10 protein-coding genes and 2 tRNA genes are annotated in these 14,277 nt (G+C 61.9%); 6 read left to right on the top strand and 6 right to left on the bottom strand.

Translation table 11 applies throughout. From position 1 onward, the window contains the following. The first annotated feature begins 131 nt into the window (after positions 1-131). The 6 genes from JHD62_RS06970 to JHD62_RS06945 all read left to right on the top strand — a co-directional run bounded on the left by JHD62_RS06970 (position 132) and on the right by JHD62_RS06945 (position 5,792). Positions 132-1,283, top strand: coding sequence for a class I SAM-dependent methyltransferase (locus tag JHD62_RS06970; protein ID WP_199102292.1), 1,152 nt, complete (start codon positions 132-134; stop codon positions 1,281-1,283). Between the two features lie 95 nt (positions 1,284-1,378). After that, a tRNA-Met gene (locus JHD62_RS06965) sits at positions 1,379-1,455 on the top strand. Positions 1,456-1,487: 32 nt separating this feature from the next. Beyond that, positions 1,488-1,564 (top strand) — tRNA-Met (locus JHD62_RS06960). Between the two features lie 449 nt (positions 1,565-2,013). Continuing rightward, positions 2,014-3,624: a methyl-accepting chemotaxis protein gene (locus tag JHD62_RS06955; protein ID WP_199102291.1), complete on the top strand. Its 1,611-nt coding sequence runs from the start codon at positions 2,014-2,016 to the stop codon at positions 3,622-3,624. A gap of 109 nt (positions 3,625-3,733) precedes the next feature. Continuing rightward, positions 3,734-5,002: an HD-GYP domain-containing protein gene (locus tag JHD62_RS06950; RefSeq protein ID WP_199102290.1), complete on the top strand. Its 1,269-nt coding sequence runs from the start codon at positions 3,734-3,736 to the stop codon at positions 5,000-5,002. 88 nt (positions 5,003-5,090) lie between these two features. Further along, positions 5,091-5,792: a S4 domain-containing protein gene (locus JHD62_RS06945; protein ID WP_199102289.1), complete on the top strand. Its 702-nt coding sequence runs from the start codon at positions 5,091-5,093 to the stop codon at positions 5,790-5,792. 1 nt (position 5,793) lies between these two features. On the opposite strand, the gene JHD62_RS06940 is transcribed toward JHD62_RS06945, so the two are convergent. The 6 genes from JHD62_RS06940 to JHD62_RS06915 all read right to left on the bottom strand — a co-directional run bounded on the left by JHD62_RS06940 (position 5,794) and on the right by JHD62_RS06915 (position 14,263). After that, positions 5,794-6,447 (bottom strand): pyridoxamine 5'-phosphate oxidase family protein, encoded by a 654-nt coding sequence (locus JHD62_RS06940; RefSeq protein WP_199102288.1) that lies wholly within the window; start codon positions 6,445-6,447, stop codon positions 5,794-5,796. A gap of 109 nt (positions 6,448-6,556) precedes the next feature. Then, complete coding sequence (locus JHD62_RS06935) at positions 6,557-9,496, bottom strand: EAL domain-containing protein (protein WP_199102287.1); 2,940 nt, start codon at positions 9,494-9,496, stop codon at positions 6,557-6,559. A gap of 166 nt (positions 9,497-9,662) precedes the next feature. Then, positions 9,663-10,667 carry a LacI family DNA-binding transcriptional regulator gene (locus JHD62_RS06930; protein ID WP_199102286.1) on the bottom strand — a complete coding sequence of 335 codons (1,005 nt, stop codon included), beginning with the start codon at positions 10,665-10,667 and terminating at the stop codon, positions 9,663-9,665. Positions 10,668-10,807: 140 nt separating this feature from the next. Next, entirely contained in the window at positions 10,808-11,749 is a 942-nt protein-coding gene (gene rbsB / locus JHD62_RS06925) for a ribose ABC transporter substrate-binding protein RbsB (protein WP_045846902.1), read from the bottom strand. A gap of 75 nt (positions 11,750-11,824) precedes the next feature. After that, positions 11,825-12,763: an ABC transporter permease gene (locus JHD62_RS06920; protein WP_045846901.1), complete on the bottom strand. Its 939-nt coding sequence runs from the start codon at positions 12,761-12,763 to the stop codon at positions 11,825-11,827. Between the two features lie 21 nt (positions 12,764-12,784). Continuing rightward, positions 12,785-14,263: a sugar ABC transporter ATP-binding protein gene (locus tag JHD62_RS06915; protein ID WP_304506239.1), complete on the bottom strand. Its 1,479-nt coding sequence runs from the start codon at positions 14,261-14,263 to the stop codon at positions 12,785-12,787. Positions 14,264-14,277 lie beyond the last annotated feature (14 nt).

Raw genomic sequence — 14,277 nt, 5'->3', positions numbered from 1 at the left:
CTGTTCAGCCTTTCCTGCCTGCCTTGCAGCGCTGTATTTGCTGGCTGCGCCGACAACAAAATGCGCAGTGCCTCTTCACCCCTGCGCCGCTTTCGACCACAATCGCCGCACATTGTAGCAGGATGCACGTCATGACCACCCTACCCGCCCCCAGCGCCGAGGCGCTTGCCACCAGCCAGGCGCTGTGCGCCCATATCCGTCAGGCCATCAGCCAGGCCGGTGGCTGGATACCCTTTTCCCGTTACATGGAGCTGGCGCTGTACGCACCGGGCCTGGGTTATTACTCGGCCGGCAGCCACAAGCTGGGCAGCGCCGGTGACTTTACCACCGCGCCGGAAATGTCGGCCTATTTTGGCCGAACCCTGGCCCGGCAGATTGCCGAACTGCTGCCGCAAACCGCTGGCACGGTGTACGAATTCGGTGCCGGCACCGGCAAGCTGGCCATTGATATCCTGACCGAACTGGAAAAGCTGGACTGCCTGCCTGAGCATTACATCATCATCGACCTGTCGGCCGACCTGATCGAACGCCAGCAAACGGCCATTCGCAGCGCCCTGCCCCATCTGGTCGACCGGCTGCAATGGCTGAGCGTGCTGCCGGAGCAGCTGGACGGCGTGGTGATCGGCAATGAAGTGCTGGATGCCATGCCCTGCGAGCTGCTGCACTGGACTCCGGAACCACTGCAACGCGGGGTGGCGCTGGATGGCGACAACTTCGTCTGGCAGGACCGCCCGATCCAGGACCCGGCACTGCAACGGCAGGCTGCGGCACTGAACATTCACCAGGCGGGCTATATCAGCGAGCTAAGCCTGAGCAACACCGCCTTCATCCATACCCTGGCGCGGCACCTGGTGCGTGGTGCCATCCTGCTGGTGGACTATGGCTATCCGGCAAGCGAGTTCTACCATCCACAACGGCATATGGGCACCTTGATCGGCCATTACCGTCATCACACGGTGGATGACCCCTTCTTCCTGCCCGGCCTGATGGACCTTACCTGCCACGTGGATTTCACCGCCATTGCCCAGTCCGGCATCGATGCCGGGCTGGACCTCATCGGCTACACCACGCAGGCGCAGTTCCTGATCAATGCCGGCATCACCCAGCTATTGGGCGAACTGGACGCCGACGATAGCGCCAGCTATCTGCCGGTGGTGGCCATGGTGCAAAAACTGCTGTCCATGCAGGAGATGGGCGAGCTGTTCAAGGTGATCGGTTTTGGCCGTGGCGTCAGCATCGACTGGCAAGGCTTTGTACAGGGCGACCGCTGCCACACACTGTAAGCCGGACGGCTGGACGATTTGTCTGCAAATGTGGTTGACAGCCGAAAAAACGCTGCGTATAGTTCGCGTCTCGGTGCAAGCGCATCGAGAAACGTGGCGAATTAGCTCAGTCGGTTAGAGCGACGGAATCATAATCCGCAGGTCCGGGGTTCGAGTCCCTGATTCGCCACCACAGTTTGCGAAGTTTGACTTGTCAGGCTTCACGGCGAATTAGCTCAGTCGGTTAGAGCGACGGAATCATAATCCGCAGGTCCGGGGTTCGAGTCCCTGATTCGCCACCAGTTTCAGCAAAAGGCCAACTCTCAGGAGTTGGCCTTTTGTTTTGCCCCTCCCATACCCTTCTGCGTTGCCACTCACCCCTTGCTTGCCGCCTGGCACACTGCTTGTCAGCAGGCTGCTACGCCATGCACACCAATTCCATTGGAATAGTTTGTCCATTTACCAGCAAAATACTTGTGCTTTTGATCAAATATAGGCATAACTACTGCGCCTGCCCTCACCCTGCGGCTGGCATGGTGCGGCTCGTCACACCCTGAACGTGGCCATAACCTTTATAAAAATAAACAAAGCCGGCTGACTTGGCATGTAATGCTGCCGGCAACCTGGCGAATATCCCCCACAGAAAAAATCAGAAAAGATCAAATATCATCTCTGCTGCCCATCAGCCGGAGAGGGGGGCCGCTGCCTGCAGGCAGACGGCAATCGTTGAGCATGTCCACAGGAAGGCATCATGCAAATCAAGTCCAGGCTTACCATGCTGGCCCTTGTCACCACGCTCGGTCTTTGCGTGCAAGGCGGGGTAATGGTTTACACCCAGTTCAGTCTTGGCCAGTTCATCCGGCATCTGGTGACGGGCGATCTGCCCAGCTTGCAAACCTTGCAGCGTTTTCAGACCGACACGCTGAAAATGACGGTGAACGCCCTGCTGCTGGGTGCCACCGACAATGCCAACGAATTGCAGCAACTGCCCAAGGCCATCAGTGATGCCGAACAGGATGCCCGCAGCGCGCTGCGCACCTACCGGGCACAAGCGCAAGATAGCCAGGCACAAAGCCTGCTGCAGCAAGATCAGGCACGGCTGGACGACTATGCCAAGGCACTGAAGCCCTATCTGGAAGCCACCGAATCAGGTGACATCGTCGCGGCCAAGTCGGCGCTGCGCCAGGTGGTGCCGAGCGCCCGTGCCGTGCTGGCAGCGGGGGACGCCCACCTGCAAGCCAATTACCGGCAAGCGGCAAATCAGGCGGAACAGGCCACTGGCCTGCTGCACTTTGTGCAGTGGCTGAGCCTGGCCACCGTGGTGCTGTGCCTGCTGGTGGTGGGCAGCATGAGCTGGTCGCTCACCCGCTCCCTGTCCCGTGCCATTCAAGGCCTGCAAAGTGCCATTACCGGCATTGCCGAATCGCTGGACTTCACCCGCCGCGCACCGCAAAACAGTCAGGATGAACTGGGTGCCACCGCCAGCGCCTTCAACGGGCTGATTGGCAAACTGCATGACAGCCTGCAAGCCTTGAGCGGGCAGATCAGCCAGCTGACCCAGGCTTCGGCAGGGCTCGCATCCTCGGCCGGAGAAGTTGCAGACACCGTTGCGCGCCAGAGCGAAATTTCCGCCAGCGTGGCGGCAACCGTGCAGCAGCTGACGGTGAGCATCAATCACGTGGGCATGCAGGCGGCCGCCACCAACGAACAAGCCCTGCAGACCGGTGCGCTGGCCAATACCGGTGGCGCGGTGGTCAGCAGCACGGTGAGCGACATCCGCGACATTGCCGATACGGTGGGTACCGCCTCCAGCAGCGTGCGCCAGCTGGGCGAGCAGGCACGCTCCATTGTCGCTGCGGTTTCGGTCATCAAGGACGTGGCCGATCAGACCAATCTGTTGGCACTGAACGCTGCCATCGAGGCTGCCCGCGCCGGAGAGCAAGGCCGCGGCTTTGCCGTGGTGGCCGACGAAGTGCGCAAGCTGGCCGAGCGCACCAGCAGCATGACCAACCAGATCAACACCGTCATCAACGCCATTGCCGGCAGCAACGAAGACACCGGCAAGGCCATGGCCGCCACCGAAACCCGGGTGGAAACCGGCCTGCAGCGGGCCGATGCCGCGCAAGACGCCATCGAGCGCATTGCCCATACCACTCAGGAACTGGTGCAACTGGTGGGCAGCATCACCACCGCCATCCGCGAGCAGGCCAGTGCCAGTACCGAAATTGCGGTGCAGGTAGACCATATCGCCCAGATGGCACAGCAAGCCAACGGCAATGCTTCGGCAGCCTCCGGCTCGGCGCTGGCGCTGGATGCCACCGCCCGCCGCATGCAGGAGATTGTGGCGGCCTATCGCCTGTAAGCCTGATCCAGCGCAGAAAAGCAGGTTTCGGGCCGGGTAATCTTGCATTAGATTGAACACATGGCATGCCATCTGGCTGCCATGTTTCCCGTCTTGCGAAAGTGCCCCCATGTCCGCTCCCGTCCTTCCCCTCGCCTGCGACGACAGCATCCATGTCGATTTGCGTGAAGTCATCCATGCCCTGTCCGATGCACTGGACCTGGTGGGGATTGATGATGTGGCACACGGCAAACGGGTGGGCATCATGGCGTGGAATTGCGCACTGGTGTTGCAGCGCAGCCGCCAGAAGGCGGACTTCCTGTTCGACCTGGGCCTGCTGCACGATATCGGCGTATCGTCCACCCGCACCCATCAGCATCTGGTCAGCGAATTCGACTGGGCCGGCTCGCAGCAGCACTGCCAGGATGGCGCCAGCTTGCTGGCAGGCTTTGCCCCGCTCTCGGCCATGGTGGAACCGGTGCGCTACCACCACACGCCTTGGAATACCTTGAGCACACTGGATGTGCCGCTTGAGGTGGCAGAACAGGCCAACCTGATTTATCTGGTAGACCGGGTGGACGCCATGGCTGCGGCCTACTACCAGGGTGGTGAATTGCTGATGCATACCGGAGCCATCCGCGAGCGCATTGCCAGTTATCGCGGCAGCCATTTTGCCCCGCAACTGGTGGATGCCTTCTTGCAGGCGTCCCGCGCGGAAGCCTTCTGGCTGCAACTGGAGCCGCGCGGCATTGCCGGCATGCTGTACGACCGGCGTGGCGAGCGTCACCCCTGCACTGCCACCACTACCCAGCTCAAGCAACTGGCCACGCTGTTTTCCCGCATCGTGGATGCCAAGAGCCCGTTCACCGCACGTCACTCGCAGGGGGTGGCCGGGCTGTCGCGCTGGCTGGCCGAACGCGCCGGGCTGTCACCCGGCCGCTGCGACCAACTGGAAATTGCCGCGCTGCTGCATGACCTTGGCAAACTGCGGGTGCCCGACGAGGTCCTGGACAAGCCCGGCGGGCTGGATGCCCATGAGCGCAGCCTGATCAATGCCCACAGCTTTGAAACCTACCAGATCCTGCGCCATATCAGCGGCTTCGAGGAAATTGCCTGCTGGGCGGCGTATCACCACGAAGAACCCGATGGCCATGGCTACCCCTTCCACCTGAGTGCAGCCAGCATGAGTCTGGAAGCCCGCATCCTGCGGGTGGCAGACATTTTCCAGGCTCTGGCGCAGGACCGCCCCTACCGCACCGGCCTGAGCGCCGCACAGGTGCTGGCCACCTTGCAGGACTTTGCCGCGCACGGGCGCATCGACCCGGAGATTCTGGCCATTGCTGCCGGGGACATGGATGGTGCCATGGCAGCAGCCCTGCCGGTGGCCAGCATGCAGTGACCGGCTTGCCATGATTTGCCAGCCCGCCAGCGGGAGCGGATAATCGCCAGCCCCAACCCTGGGTCAACCCGAGCGGAGAATCTGCAAGATGAGTGATGAGCAACTGCGTCTGTCCAAACGCATGGTGGAACTGGGGCTGTGCTCGCGTCGCGAAGCCGATGCCTTTATCGAGCAAGGCCGAGTGCGGGTGGATGGTCAGGTCGTTCAGCAACTGGGCAGCCGGGTAAGCCCGCAGCAGCGCATCGAACTGGATGCCCCACGCATGAGCCTGGACGGGTTGAGCATCAGCCTGCTGCTGCATCGCGCGCCCGATAGCCGCTTGCCTCTGGCCGGGCTGATTACCCCGCAGCAACGCCATGCCCGGGACAACAGCGAAGTCAGCTTCAATCCGCGCCATCTGAAAGCCTTGCAACAAGCCGGTGCGCTGGACCAGGACAGTCATGGGCTGGTGGCACTCACCCTGGACAAGAAACTGGCACGCAAACTGGCGGATGCCGAACAGGAATACCTGATCCAGCTGGAAGCCGCCCCGGCGGCCGAGCTGCTGAAACAACAGTTGCAAGCCTTGCAACTGCCGGGCAAGCCGCCACGCGGTTTGAAGATCAGCCGTCAGAGTGACCGCCAGCTACGCATGGTGCTGTCAGCCGTGCAGCCCGGTCAGCCCATGGCCATCTGCCAGGCACTGGGTTTGCAGCCGCTGGCGCTGCGCTGCATCCGCATTGGCAAACTGGGCATCGGCGACCTTCCCGCCGGGCAATGGCGCTACCTGCTGCCGATGGAGTCCTTCTAACTTACTGAGTGGCCAGGGTATCCAGCGCGGAGTCCAAGGCAGCGGCCAGTGCAGCCGGCTGGCTGATGGCCTCTGGCCAGTTGTGACGCTCATGCCCGGCGCCGCTCTGGCGCCGGTAATCCACGCCGTAAGCATCCAGCCCCAGCAGGGTGATGCTCTCCGGCACCCGGGCCTGCTGTAACAGTGCGGCCTCCTGTGCCAGCGGCAGCACATCCGGGTTCAATTCCTCCGCCTCCAGCCAACCCATGCGCCCCACGCCACCGATATAGCGCAGGCGCTGCGGCAGCAGGCGGAAGAACATGAAATCCAGTTGCAGCAAGTCCTCTGCCTGCGGCTGGTAGCGCAAAAAGCGCTGTAGCAACAAGTCATCCGCCTCGATGCGCTGCGCATCGGCCAGCAAGGTCAGTCTGGCTTCCGCCTGCACATCCTCGGCACCCTTTTGCAGTACCGCCAGGCTGCAACGTCCATCGGCCAGCAGATTGCGCGTGTGTTCGGCCAGCGCGCTGATCAGCAGCAGCGGGCGGTGCTGTTCATCCAGTACATAAGGCAGCACCGTGGCATAGGGATAACCGGCCAGCTGAGCGGAGTGGGTGGCCAGCGTGGCATGATGCTGGGCGTGCATCAGTTGCAAGGCGGCGATGGGCGCAATTTTCACCAGTATTTCTCCTGAAACCTGCCAACAGTCATGTCGGCCATTTTATGGCAGCCGGACACGGCCTGCCCGCCCGTGCAGCGTCAGACTCTTGTCTTGCGCGAGGACAAACTCAGTGCGGGTCGACCGGCTGCTGCAGGCTTTGCACATACTCCAGCAACTGGGCGGCCGGCATGGGGCGGGCAAAATGGAAGCCTTGCATCACGCGACATCCCAGCGCCAGCAGGCGCTCGCTTTGCGCCTGTGTTTCCACGCCTTCGGCCACCACATCCATGCCCATGTCGCGTGCCATCGACAAGGTGGCACGTACCACGGCTTCATCATCAGTAGTGCCGGGCAAGGTGCGGACAAAGCTGCGGTCTATCTTGAGCCGGCTGATGGGGAAACGGCGCAGGCGGGACAGCGAGGAATAGCCGGTGCCAAAGTCGTCCAGCGCAAAGCGGCAACCCAGGGCCACCAGTGCATGGAATACGTCCAGATGGTGGCTTTCTTCATGCATCAGCGCACCTTCGGTCAATTCCAGTTCCAGCGCACCGTCCTTCAGCCCGTAACGCTGCATCAGGCCTTGCACATACGGTTGCAGGTCGCTGCGCTCCAGCTGCACCGGGGAGATATTGACCGAAACCGGCAGTTGCAGGCCATGCGCGCGCCAGCTGGCCTGTTCGGCACAGGCCTGGGCCAGCACCCAGCGTCCCAGCTCGACAATCAGGCCAGAGCGCTCGGCCAGCGGAATGAATTCGCCCGGCGGCATGAAACCACGTACCGGATGCAGCCAGCGCACCAGCGCTTCGCAGCCTATGCACTGGCCGCTGACGGCATCAATCTGCGGCTGGTAGTACAACACCAGCTGGCCCGGTTCGTCTTGCAGCGCCCGGCGCAAATCGCGCTCCAGTGTCAGACGTTCAAGCACCAGCACATTCATTTCCGGCGTGTAATAACGCAGGGTATCGCGCCCGGCTTCCTTGGCCGCATACATGGCCATGTCTGCGTGGCGTAGCAGGGTGTCAGGGTCCTGCCCATCCTGCGGGTACAGCGCCACGCCGATACTCACGGTGCAGCGCAGTTCATGTGCATCCACCAGCACGGCCTGATCAAACAGAGCCAGCAGCGCACTGCCCAGCGCCTCCAGCTGCGACTGATGCGTATAGGGCATCAGGATGACAAATTCGTCCCCGCCCAAACGGGCCAGCATGGCCTCTGGCGGCAGCGGTTGTTGCAAACGGCGCGCAATGCTGACCAGCAGCTGATCCCCCACCGGATGGCCCAGGCTGTCATTCACTGTCTTGAATTCGTCCATGTCCAGGAACAGCACCGCCAGTTGACCTTGCTGGCCGGCGGCGTCCAGCTCGCGGCGTGTCATGCTGAGCCAGCACGGCCGGTTGGGCAGGCCGGTCAGGCTGTCATGCAAGGCCAGATAGCTGACATTGGCCTCGGCCTTGCGGGTGGCATCCAGCTGCACTTGCAACTGCTGGTTGGCATCGGCCAGCTCGGCGGTGCGCTGCTGCACCTCGCCCTCCATCCGCCGGGTATAACCGGTGACAATCAGCAAGAAACCGCCAAACAGGCCGGTCATGGCCAGGCCCACCACAAAGGTGATCCACTCCAGCCAGCTGCGTAGCCCGTCCAGGTATTCTTCGCTGGCACGCAGGCGCAAGGCCCAGTTGCGCCCGGCAAAGACAAAGCGGCTTTCCAGATGAGGCCGCTGACCGAACCAGCCACCCTTGCCGCAGTTTTGCGGGCCGGACAAACGGTGGAAACCCGGCATGCCGTCGATGTCGATCAGGCAGACTTCAATATCATGTCGCACATCGAGCTGCAGCGTGGTTTGCACAATGTCGTCCATGCGGAACAGGCTGGAAATCACCCCGCGCAGTACCTGGTGCTGCATGGCATCGGCCGGGGCATACACCGCCTGGTAGAGGGCAATGGCTTTTTGCTTGCCCACTTCCTGCACCAGGCGGATGGCCGGACTGGCTTCCGCCTGACCGCTTTGCATGCTGCGGCGAATGGTGCTGGCCAGTATGGGTGAGGACAGGATATCCAGGCCCTGGGCGCGCAGATTGCGCTGCAGCGGTTCGTTGAAACGGATGGGGAGGTAGGATGGCCGCTGGGGCGAAGGCTGGATGTTTCCCGCCGGATCCCGCGCCTGGATGGCACGTCCGCCCAGCACATCCCGCTCGAAAGCCTTGCGCTCGGCATCATTCACCAGCGGACTCCAGCCCAGGCTTTGCGTACCGGGCAAGCGCCCCAGCCAGGGCGAAGTCAGCTCTGCCCATTGCTCGGTCGAGGATACCGGGGCGCTGCTTTGCAATTGCTTGAGTGCCAGCATCACGTCCAGCTGCATCTCCAGACGCTTGCGCAGGGCCAGTTCGATCTGGTTGGCATCGCGGTTGAACTGGCTTTGCACCCGCAGTGCTTCCCAATGGTGAATCAGCACGCTGAGGCTAGCCATGGTGAGCGCCGTCAGCAGCATGGGCCACAGCAAGGCACGGCTGCGCGCCTGCCATTCACTGCGCGGCCGGCCAAAACGCGCCAGCATCAAGGGCAGCATGATCAGGCAGCCAAAGGTATCGCCCAGCCACCAGTTCCAGGCGTTGAACAGGGTATCGGTACGGGGCAGCACGCCCAGCATGGCCAGCAAGGGCACGCTGATGCCACTGCATGCCAGGCAGGAAAGCGGAATCACCAGCAACATCAGGCGGATCACGCTGGCGGCATTATCCAGACGGTTGGGCCAGCCTATGGTACGGGTGATGAGCCAGCGCCCTGCCAGCGCCTGCAAGGTTGCGGCTACCGGCACAATCAGCAGGGACAGAAACCCCCAGCCCTGCACGCCGGTCTGCCAAGCCGCCGCCACTTGCACCAGCAAGGAGCCCAGCAGCACGCCGGGCCACAAGGATCGCCCCCACAGCAGCAAGGACATCAGGGCCAGGCCGGCAGCAGGAAAGACAGGTGCGGTATAGCCAGGCGGAATGGCGCTATACAGCGAGGGGATGCCGATCAGGGCATACACCACAGCCAGCCGCAAAATGGCAGGAAGTCTAACAGGCACTAGGCACCTTGCAGTTATAAATGACAGCTTGCTGACATTAGCATGATGTACCGTAAGCGTCACTTGTCATGCTCAACATCAGCCTGTACGAATAAAAAAACCAAAGCGTGCAGGTAAAAAACGGCAAATCGTCCGGCAATACAAGGCACTTGCTACGGTGGCGTGGCTAACGCTGGATGATGTGTGCGGCAACTGCCCTATCAGCCGGTAACGGTGCGCGGCCTTCCAGCAGGGCGAAAATCTGCGCCAGGCAGTGCTCTGCCATGCCCTGACCATCCTGCACGATGGCATCCACCGGAATGGGCAGGCAGTCGAGCAAGGGGTGATCGTCAAACGTCATCAGACAGGACGGAGCCTCGCGCAGATGGTGGGTCTGACTCATGAAGGACAACACCCCTTCAAGCAAGGTAATGGAGGCGGTGAACAAGGCTTGCGGGTAGCGCCCTGTGGCGGCATACCACTGCTGCATCATGGCAAAACCGGAAGCGCGCTGGAAATCGCGCTCCACCACCCACTCTGCCGGGGCCTGCATGCCATGCTGTTGCAGCGCCTGACGGAAACCTGCCAACCGGTCGCGGCTGGGAGAAAGCGTGGGCTGACCACCGAAATACACTACCTCCTGCACACCGTGCGCCAGCTTGCTGCCAATCAGCCGGGCCACGGTATCGGTGGCATCAGTCACCACCGACGGAATGCCACTGCCATCGATGCGGCGGTCGACAAACACCAGCGGCAGACGGCTGGTCCATTTCTGATACAGGGCGGCATCACTGCTGCAAGGCACCACGGCCATGCCATCCACCTGACGGGCCACCAGGTGCGCGATGCCTTCGGCTTCGCGCTGCGGGTCCTCGTCACTGGTCACCAGCACCAGCTGGTAGTCGCGCTCGCGGCACAGGTTTTCCATGGCCTGCGCCAGCGTGGCATGGGCCGAGTTGGTCAGGTCGGGAATCACCAGTCCGATGCTGTTGCTGCGTTTGCTGCGCAATGACCGTGCCGATTGCGATGGGTTGAAATGGTGCTCGCGTGCCACTTTCTCCACCCGTTCCACCGTGGCTGGCGAAATGCGATAACGCTCGGCATGGCCATTGAGCACCATGCTGGCCGTAGTACGGGATACGCCGGCCAGGCTGGCAATGTCATCGATGGTGAGGCGCTTGTAGGCAGTCACGCAAGACTTTCTGTAAGGGGTTGGTCACCGGCAGCAACACCCCCCGCAGCCTTGTCAGCAGCGGGGGTTGGCTGGCTTGTAGCGATTGTATTACAAGCGGGCTGGCACAGGAAAACCCTGTACCAGCCATGGCTTCCCGCTTACTGCTTGATCAGGTTCAGCGGTACCGGAATGAACTTGTCCACGCTCTGGCCGGCTGCCAGTTTCTTGGCAGTCTGGATGCCATACTGGCCGATCAGCTCCGGTTGTTGCTGCACGGTAGCGGCCAGCGTACCGGCCTTCACGGCGGCAACGGCGTCAGCGGTGGCATCAAAGCCCACCACCACCACGTTTTTCAGACCGGCAGCCTGAATGGCCTTGAGTGCACCCAGTGCCATTTCGTCGTTGTGGGCAAACACACCCTGGATGTCCTTGTTGCCCTGGATGATGTTTTCCATCACCGACAGGCCCTTGGCGCGGTCGAAATCTGCCGGTTGCTTGGCCAGCAGTTTCACATCAGCCTTGCCATCCACCACCTTGTGGAAACCTTCGCCACGCTCACGTGCAGCAGAAGAGCCGGCAATGCCTTCCAGCTCGACGATACGACCCTTGCCACCCAGCTTTTCCAGCAGGTACTCACCGGCCATCTTGCCGCCTGCCACGTTATCCGAAGCAATGTGGGCACTGACTTCGGCACCGTTTACGCTGCGGTCCAGTGACACCACCTTGATGCCCTTGCCGGTAGCTTCCTTCACCACATTGGCCACGGCGGAGGAATCAGTCGGGTTGATCAGGATGACGTTCACCTTTTTCTGGATCAGGTCTTCCACACTGGCTTGCTGCTTGGCCGGGTCGTCCTGGGCATCCACGGTAATCAGGTTGACGCCGTCTTTCTTGGCTTCGTCTTCAGCGCCCTTGCGCAGCGACACAAAGAAGGGGTTGTTCAAGGTGGATACGGCCAGGCCGACAGTCAGCTTGCCATCGGCGGCAGCGGCAGGCGCACTGGCGGCAGCCGGCGCGGCGCTGTCCGGACCTTGCTTGGAGCAGGCAGCAATGCCGAACACCAGCATGCTGGCCAGCAGCGGATGAAGAATGCGATTCATGGTGAGTCTCCCTGATATTGACTACGTTGCGTTAAACAGCCCTGGACAGGACTTTTGTTGATTCAAACCCTGCGTTTACTTTTTGCCGCTGCGGTCGATCAGCACCGCCAGCAAGATGACCACACCCTTGATCACCTGCTGGTAGAAGGACGATACGCCCAGCAGGTTAAGGCCATTGTTCAGCACGCCAATCAGCAGCGCGCCCATCAGCGTGCCGAAAATCCAGCCGCGGCCGCCGGTCAGGCTGGTACCACCCAGCACCACGGCGGCGATGGCATCCAGCTCGTAGCCGCTGCCAGCGGTGGGCTGGGCGGAATTCAGGCGCGAGGTCAGCACCACCCCGGCCATGGCTGACATGGCACCGGAAACGGTATAGACCCACAGCTTGATCTGATCCACCTTCACGCCGGACAGACGGGCGGCTTCCTCATTGCCACCGGTGGCGTACACATGGCGGCCGAACACGGTTTTCTTCAGCAGGAAGGCAAACAGGCCGAACATGATCAGCATCCACACCACCGGAATCGGCACCAGCCCGGCCACATAGCCACCGCCCAGCATGGAGAACAGATCACTATTGAAGCCGGTAATCGGGCTGCCGCCGGACACCACCAGTGCGAGGCCACGCAGGATGGTCATCGAGGCCAGGGTGGCAATGAACGGCGCCACCTTGCCCTTGCTCACCACCAGGCCATTGAGCAGGCCCATCACACCACCGCCGATCACCCCCAGCAGGGTGGCCAGCATCGGGTTGACGCCAGACTGGATCAGCGTGGCAATACCCACCGAGGACAGCGCCAGAATGGAACCCACCGACAGGTCGATGCCGCCCAGCAGGATCACCAGCGTCATGCCAAAGGCAATCAGCGCATTGATGGACACCTGCCGCATCACGTTCAGCAGGTTGGCCACGGTCAGGAAGTCCGGGCTGAGTACGGCCAGCCCCACCGACACCAGCACCAGGGCGATGAAGGGCCCCAGCTTCTGCAGGGTGGCTTTTTGTTTTGGAGTCATTATTTATTCCCTTGCTCTTGTTCAGGCGGCGTGCGCCGTACCGGTGGCCGCAGCCATGATGCCTTCCTGGGTGGCCTCGGCGGCCTCGAACAGGCCGGTCTGGCGGCCTTCGTGTATCACCAGGATGCGGTTGCTCATGGCCATGACTTCCGGCAATTCCGACGACACCATCACGATGGCCACACCCGCTGCGGCCAGTTGGTTGATGATGTGATAAATCTCGGCCTTGCCACCCACGTCCACCCCGCGGGTGGGTTCGTCCAGCAACAACACCTTGGGCGGCTGGGCCAGCCATTTGGCAAACACCACTTTTTGCTGATTGCCACCGGACAGCGATTTCACTTCCAGTTCCGCGTCGCGGGTGCGGATACGCAATTGCTCGATCAAGCCGGCCACCGCCTGCTGCTCGGCCGCATCCGACACCACACCCAGGCGGGCGTACTGCGGCAGATGCACCAGGGTGGCGTTTTCGCGCAAGGACATGCCCAGTACCAGGCCCTGGCTCTTGCGGTCTTCCGTGACGAAAGCCAGCCCGGCGGCAATGGCGGCACCGGGGCTGTGCAGGCTGACCGCCTCGCCATCCAGCAACACCGTGCCCGCCATGCGGCGGTTCAGGCCAAACAGGGTCTTGAGGATTTCACTGCGCCCAGCGCCCATCAGCCCGGCCACGCCCAGTACTTCCCCGGCCCGGACGGCAAAGCTGATGTCGCGCACATGGTGCTCGTCAGCCAGCCCATCCACCTGCAGGCGCACGGCCCCCGGCTGTACGGTACGGCGGGGAAAGCGGTCGCCGATTTCGCGCCCCACCATCATGTGCACCACTTCATCAAAACCGGTGTGGGCAATCACCCGCTCGCCAACAAAGCGGCCATCGCGCAACACGCTGATCTTGTCGCAGATGCGGAAGATTTCTTCCATGCGGTGTGACACATACACAATGGCGACACCACGTGCCTTGAGCGCCTGCATCAGGCCGAACAGGGTGTCGATCTCACGTTCGGTCAGCGCGGCGGTAGGCTCATCCATGATCAAGAGACGTGCATCCATGGCCAGTGCCTTGGCAATTTCCACCATCTGCTGCTGACCGATGGACAGGTTGCCGGCTTCGGCTTCCGGGTCGATATTGCCAGCCCCAAGTGACGCCAGCTGCGCCTGTGCCTCGCGCCGCATGCGGGCGCTGTCGATTACGCCAAAGCGCGACGGTTCACGACCAAGGAACAGGTTTTCCATCACCGACAGTTGCGGAATCAGGTTCAGTTCCTGATGGATGATGGCAATGCCGCAGGCTTCGGCCTGACGGGTGGAGCGGATGTCCACTGTCTGGCCATCGATCACGATGCTGCCGGCATCGCTGCGGTACACCCCGCTGAGTATTTTCATCAGCGTGGATTTGCCGGCGCCGTTCTCGCCCATCAAGGCGTGGATTTCGCCACCGGCAATGGCAAAGTCCACTTCTTCCAGCACCCGGACCGGGCCGAAGGCCTTGCTGATACCCTGCATGACAACATTCATCA

It is taken from the genome of Aquitalea sp. ASV11 (assembly GCF_016429185.1).
GTDB classification, from domain to species: Bacteria; Pseudomonadota; Gammaproteobacteria; order Burkholderiales; family Chromobacteriaceae; genus Aquitalea; species Aquitalea pelogenes.
This window is presented reverse-complemented; position numbering and strand designations above follow the sequence as displayed.

Excerpts from the sequence above, each read along its gene's own strand:
- JHD62_RS06970 (WP_199102292.1), top strand. The coding sequence starts at position 132 with ATGACCACCCTACCCGCCCCCAGCGCCGAGGCGCTTGCCACCAGCCAG.
- JHD62_RS06955 (WP_199102291.1), top strand. The coding sequence starts at position 2,014 with ATGCAAATCAAGTCCAGGCTTACCATGCTGGCCCTTGTCACCACGCTC.
- JHD62_RS06950 (WP_199102290.1), top strand. The coding sequence starts at position 3,734 with ATGTCCGCTCCCGTCCTTCCCCTCGCCTGCGACGACAGCATCCATGTC.
- JHD62_RS06945 (WP_199102289.1), top strand. The coding sequence starts at position 5,091 with ATGAGTGATGAGCAACTGCGTCTGTCCAAACGCATGGTGGAACTGGGG.
- rbsB (WP_045846902.1), bottom strand. The coding sequence starts at position 11,749 with ATGAATCGCATTCTTCATCCGCTGCTGGCCAGCATGCTGGTGTTCGGC.
- JHD62_RS06920 (WP_045846901.1), bottom strand. The coding sequence starts at position 12,763 with ATGACTCCAAAACAAAAAGCCACCCTGCAGAAGCTGGGGCCCTTCATC.
- JHD62_RS06915 (WP_304506239.1), bottom strand. The coding sequence starts at position 14,263 with ATGCAGGGTATCAGCAAGGCCTTCGGCCCGGTCCGGGTGCTGGAAGAA.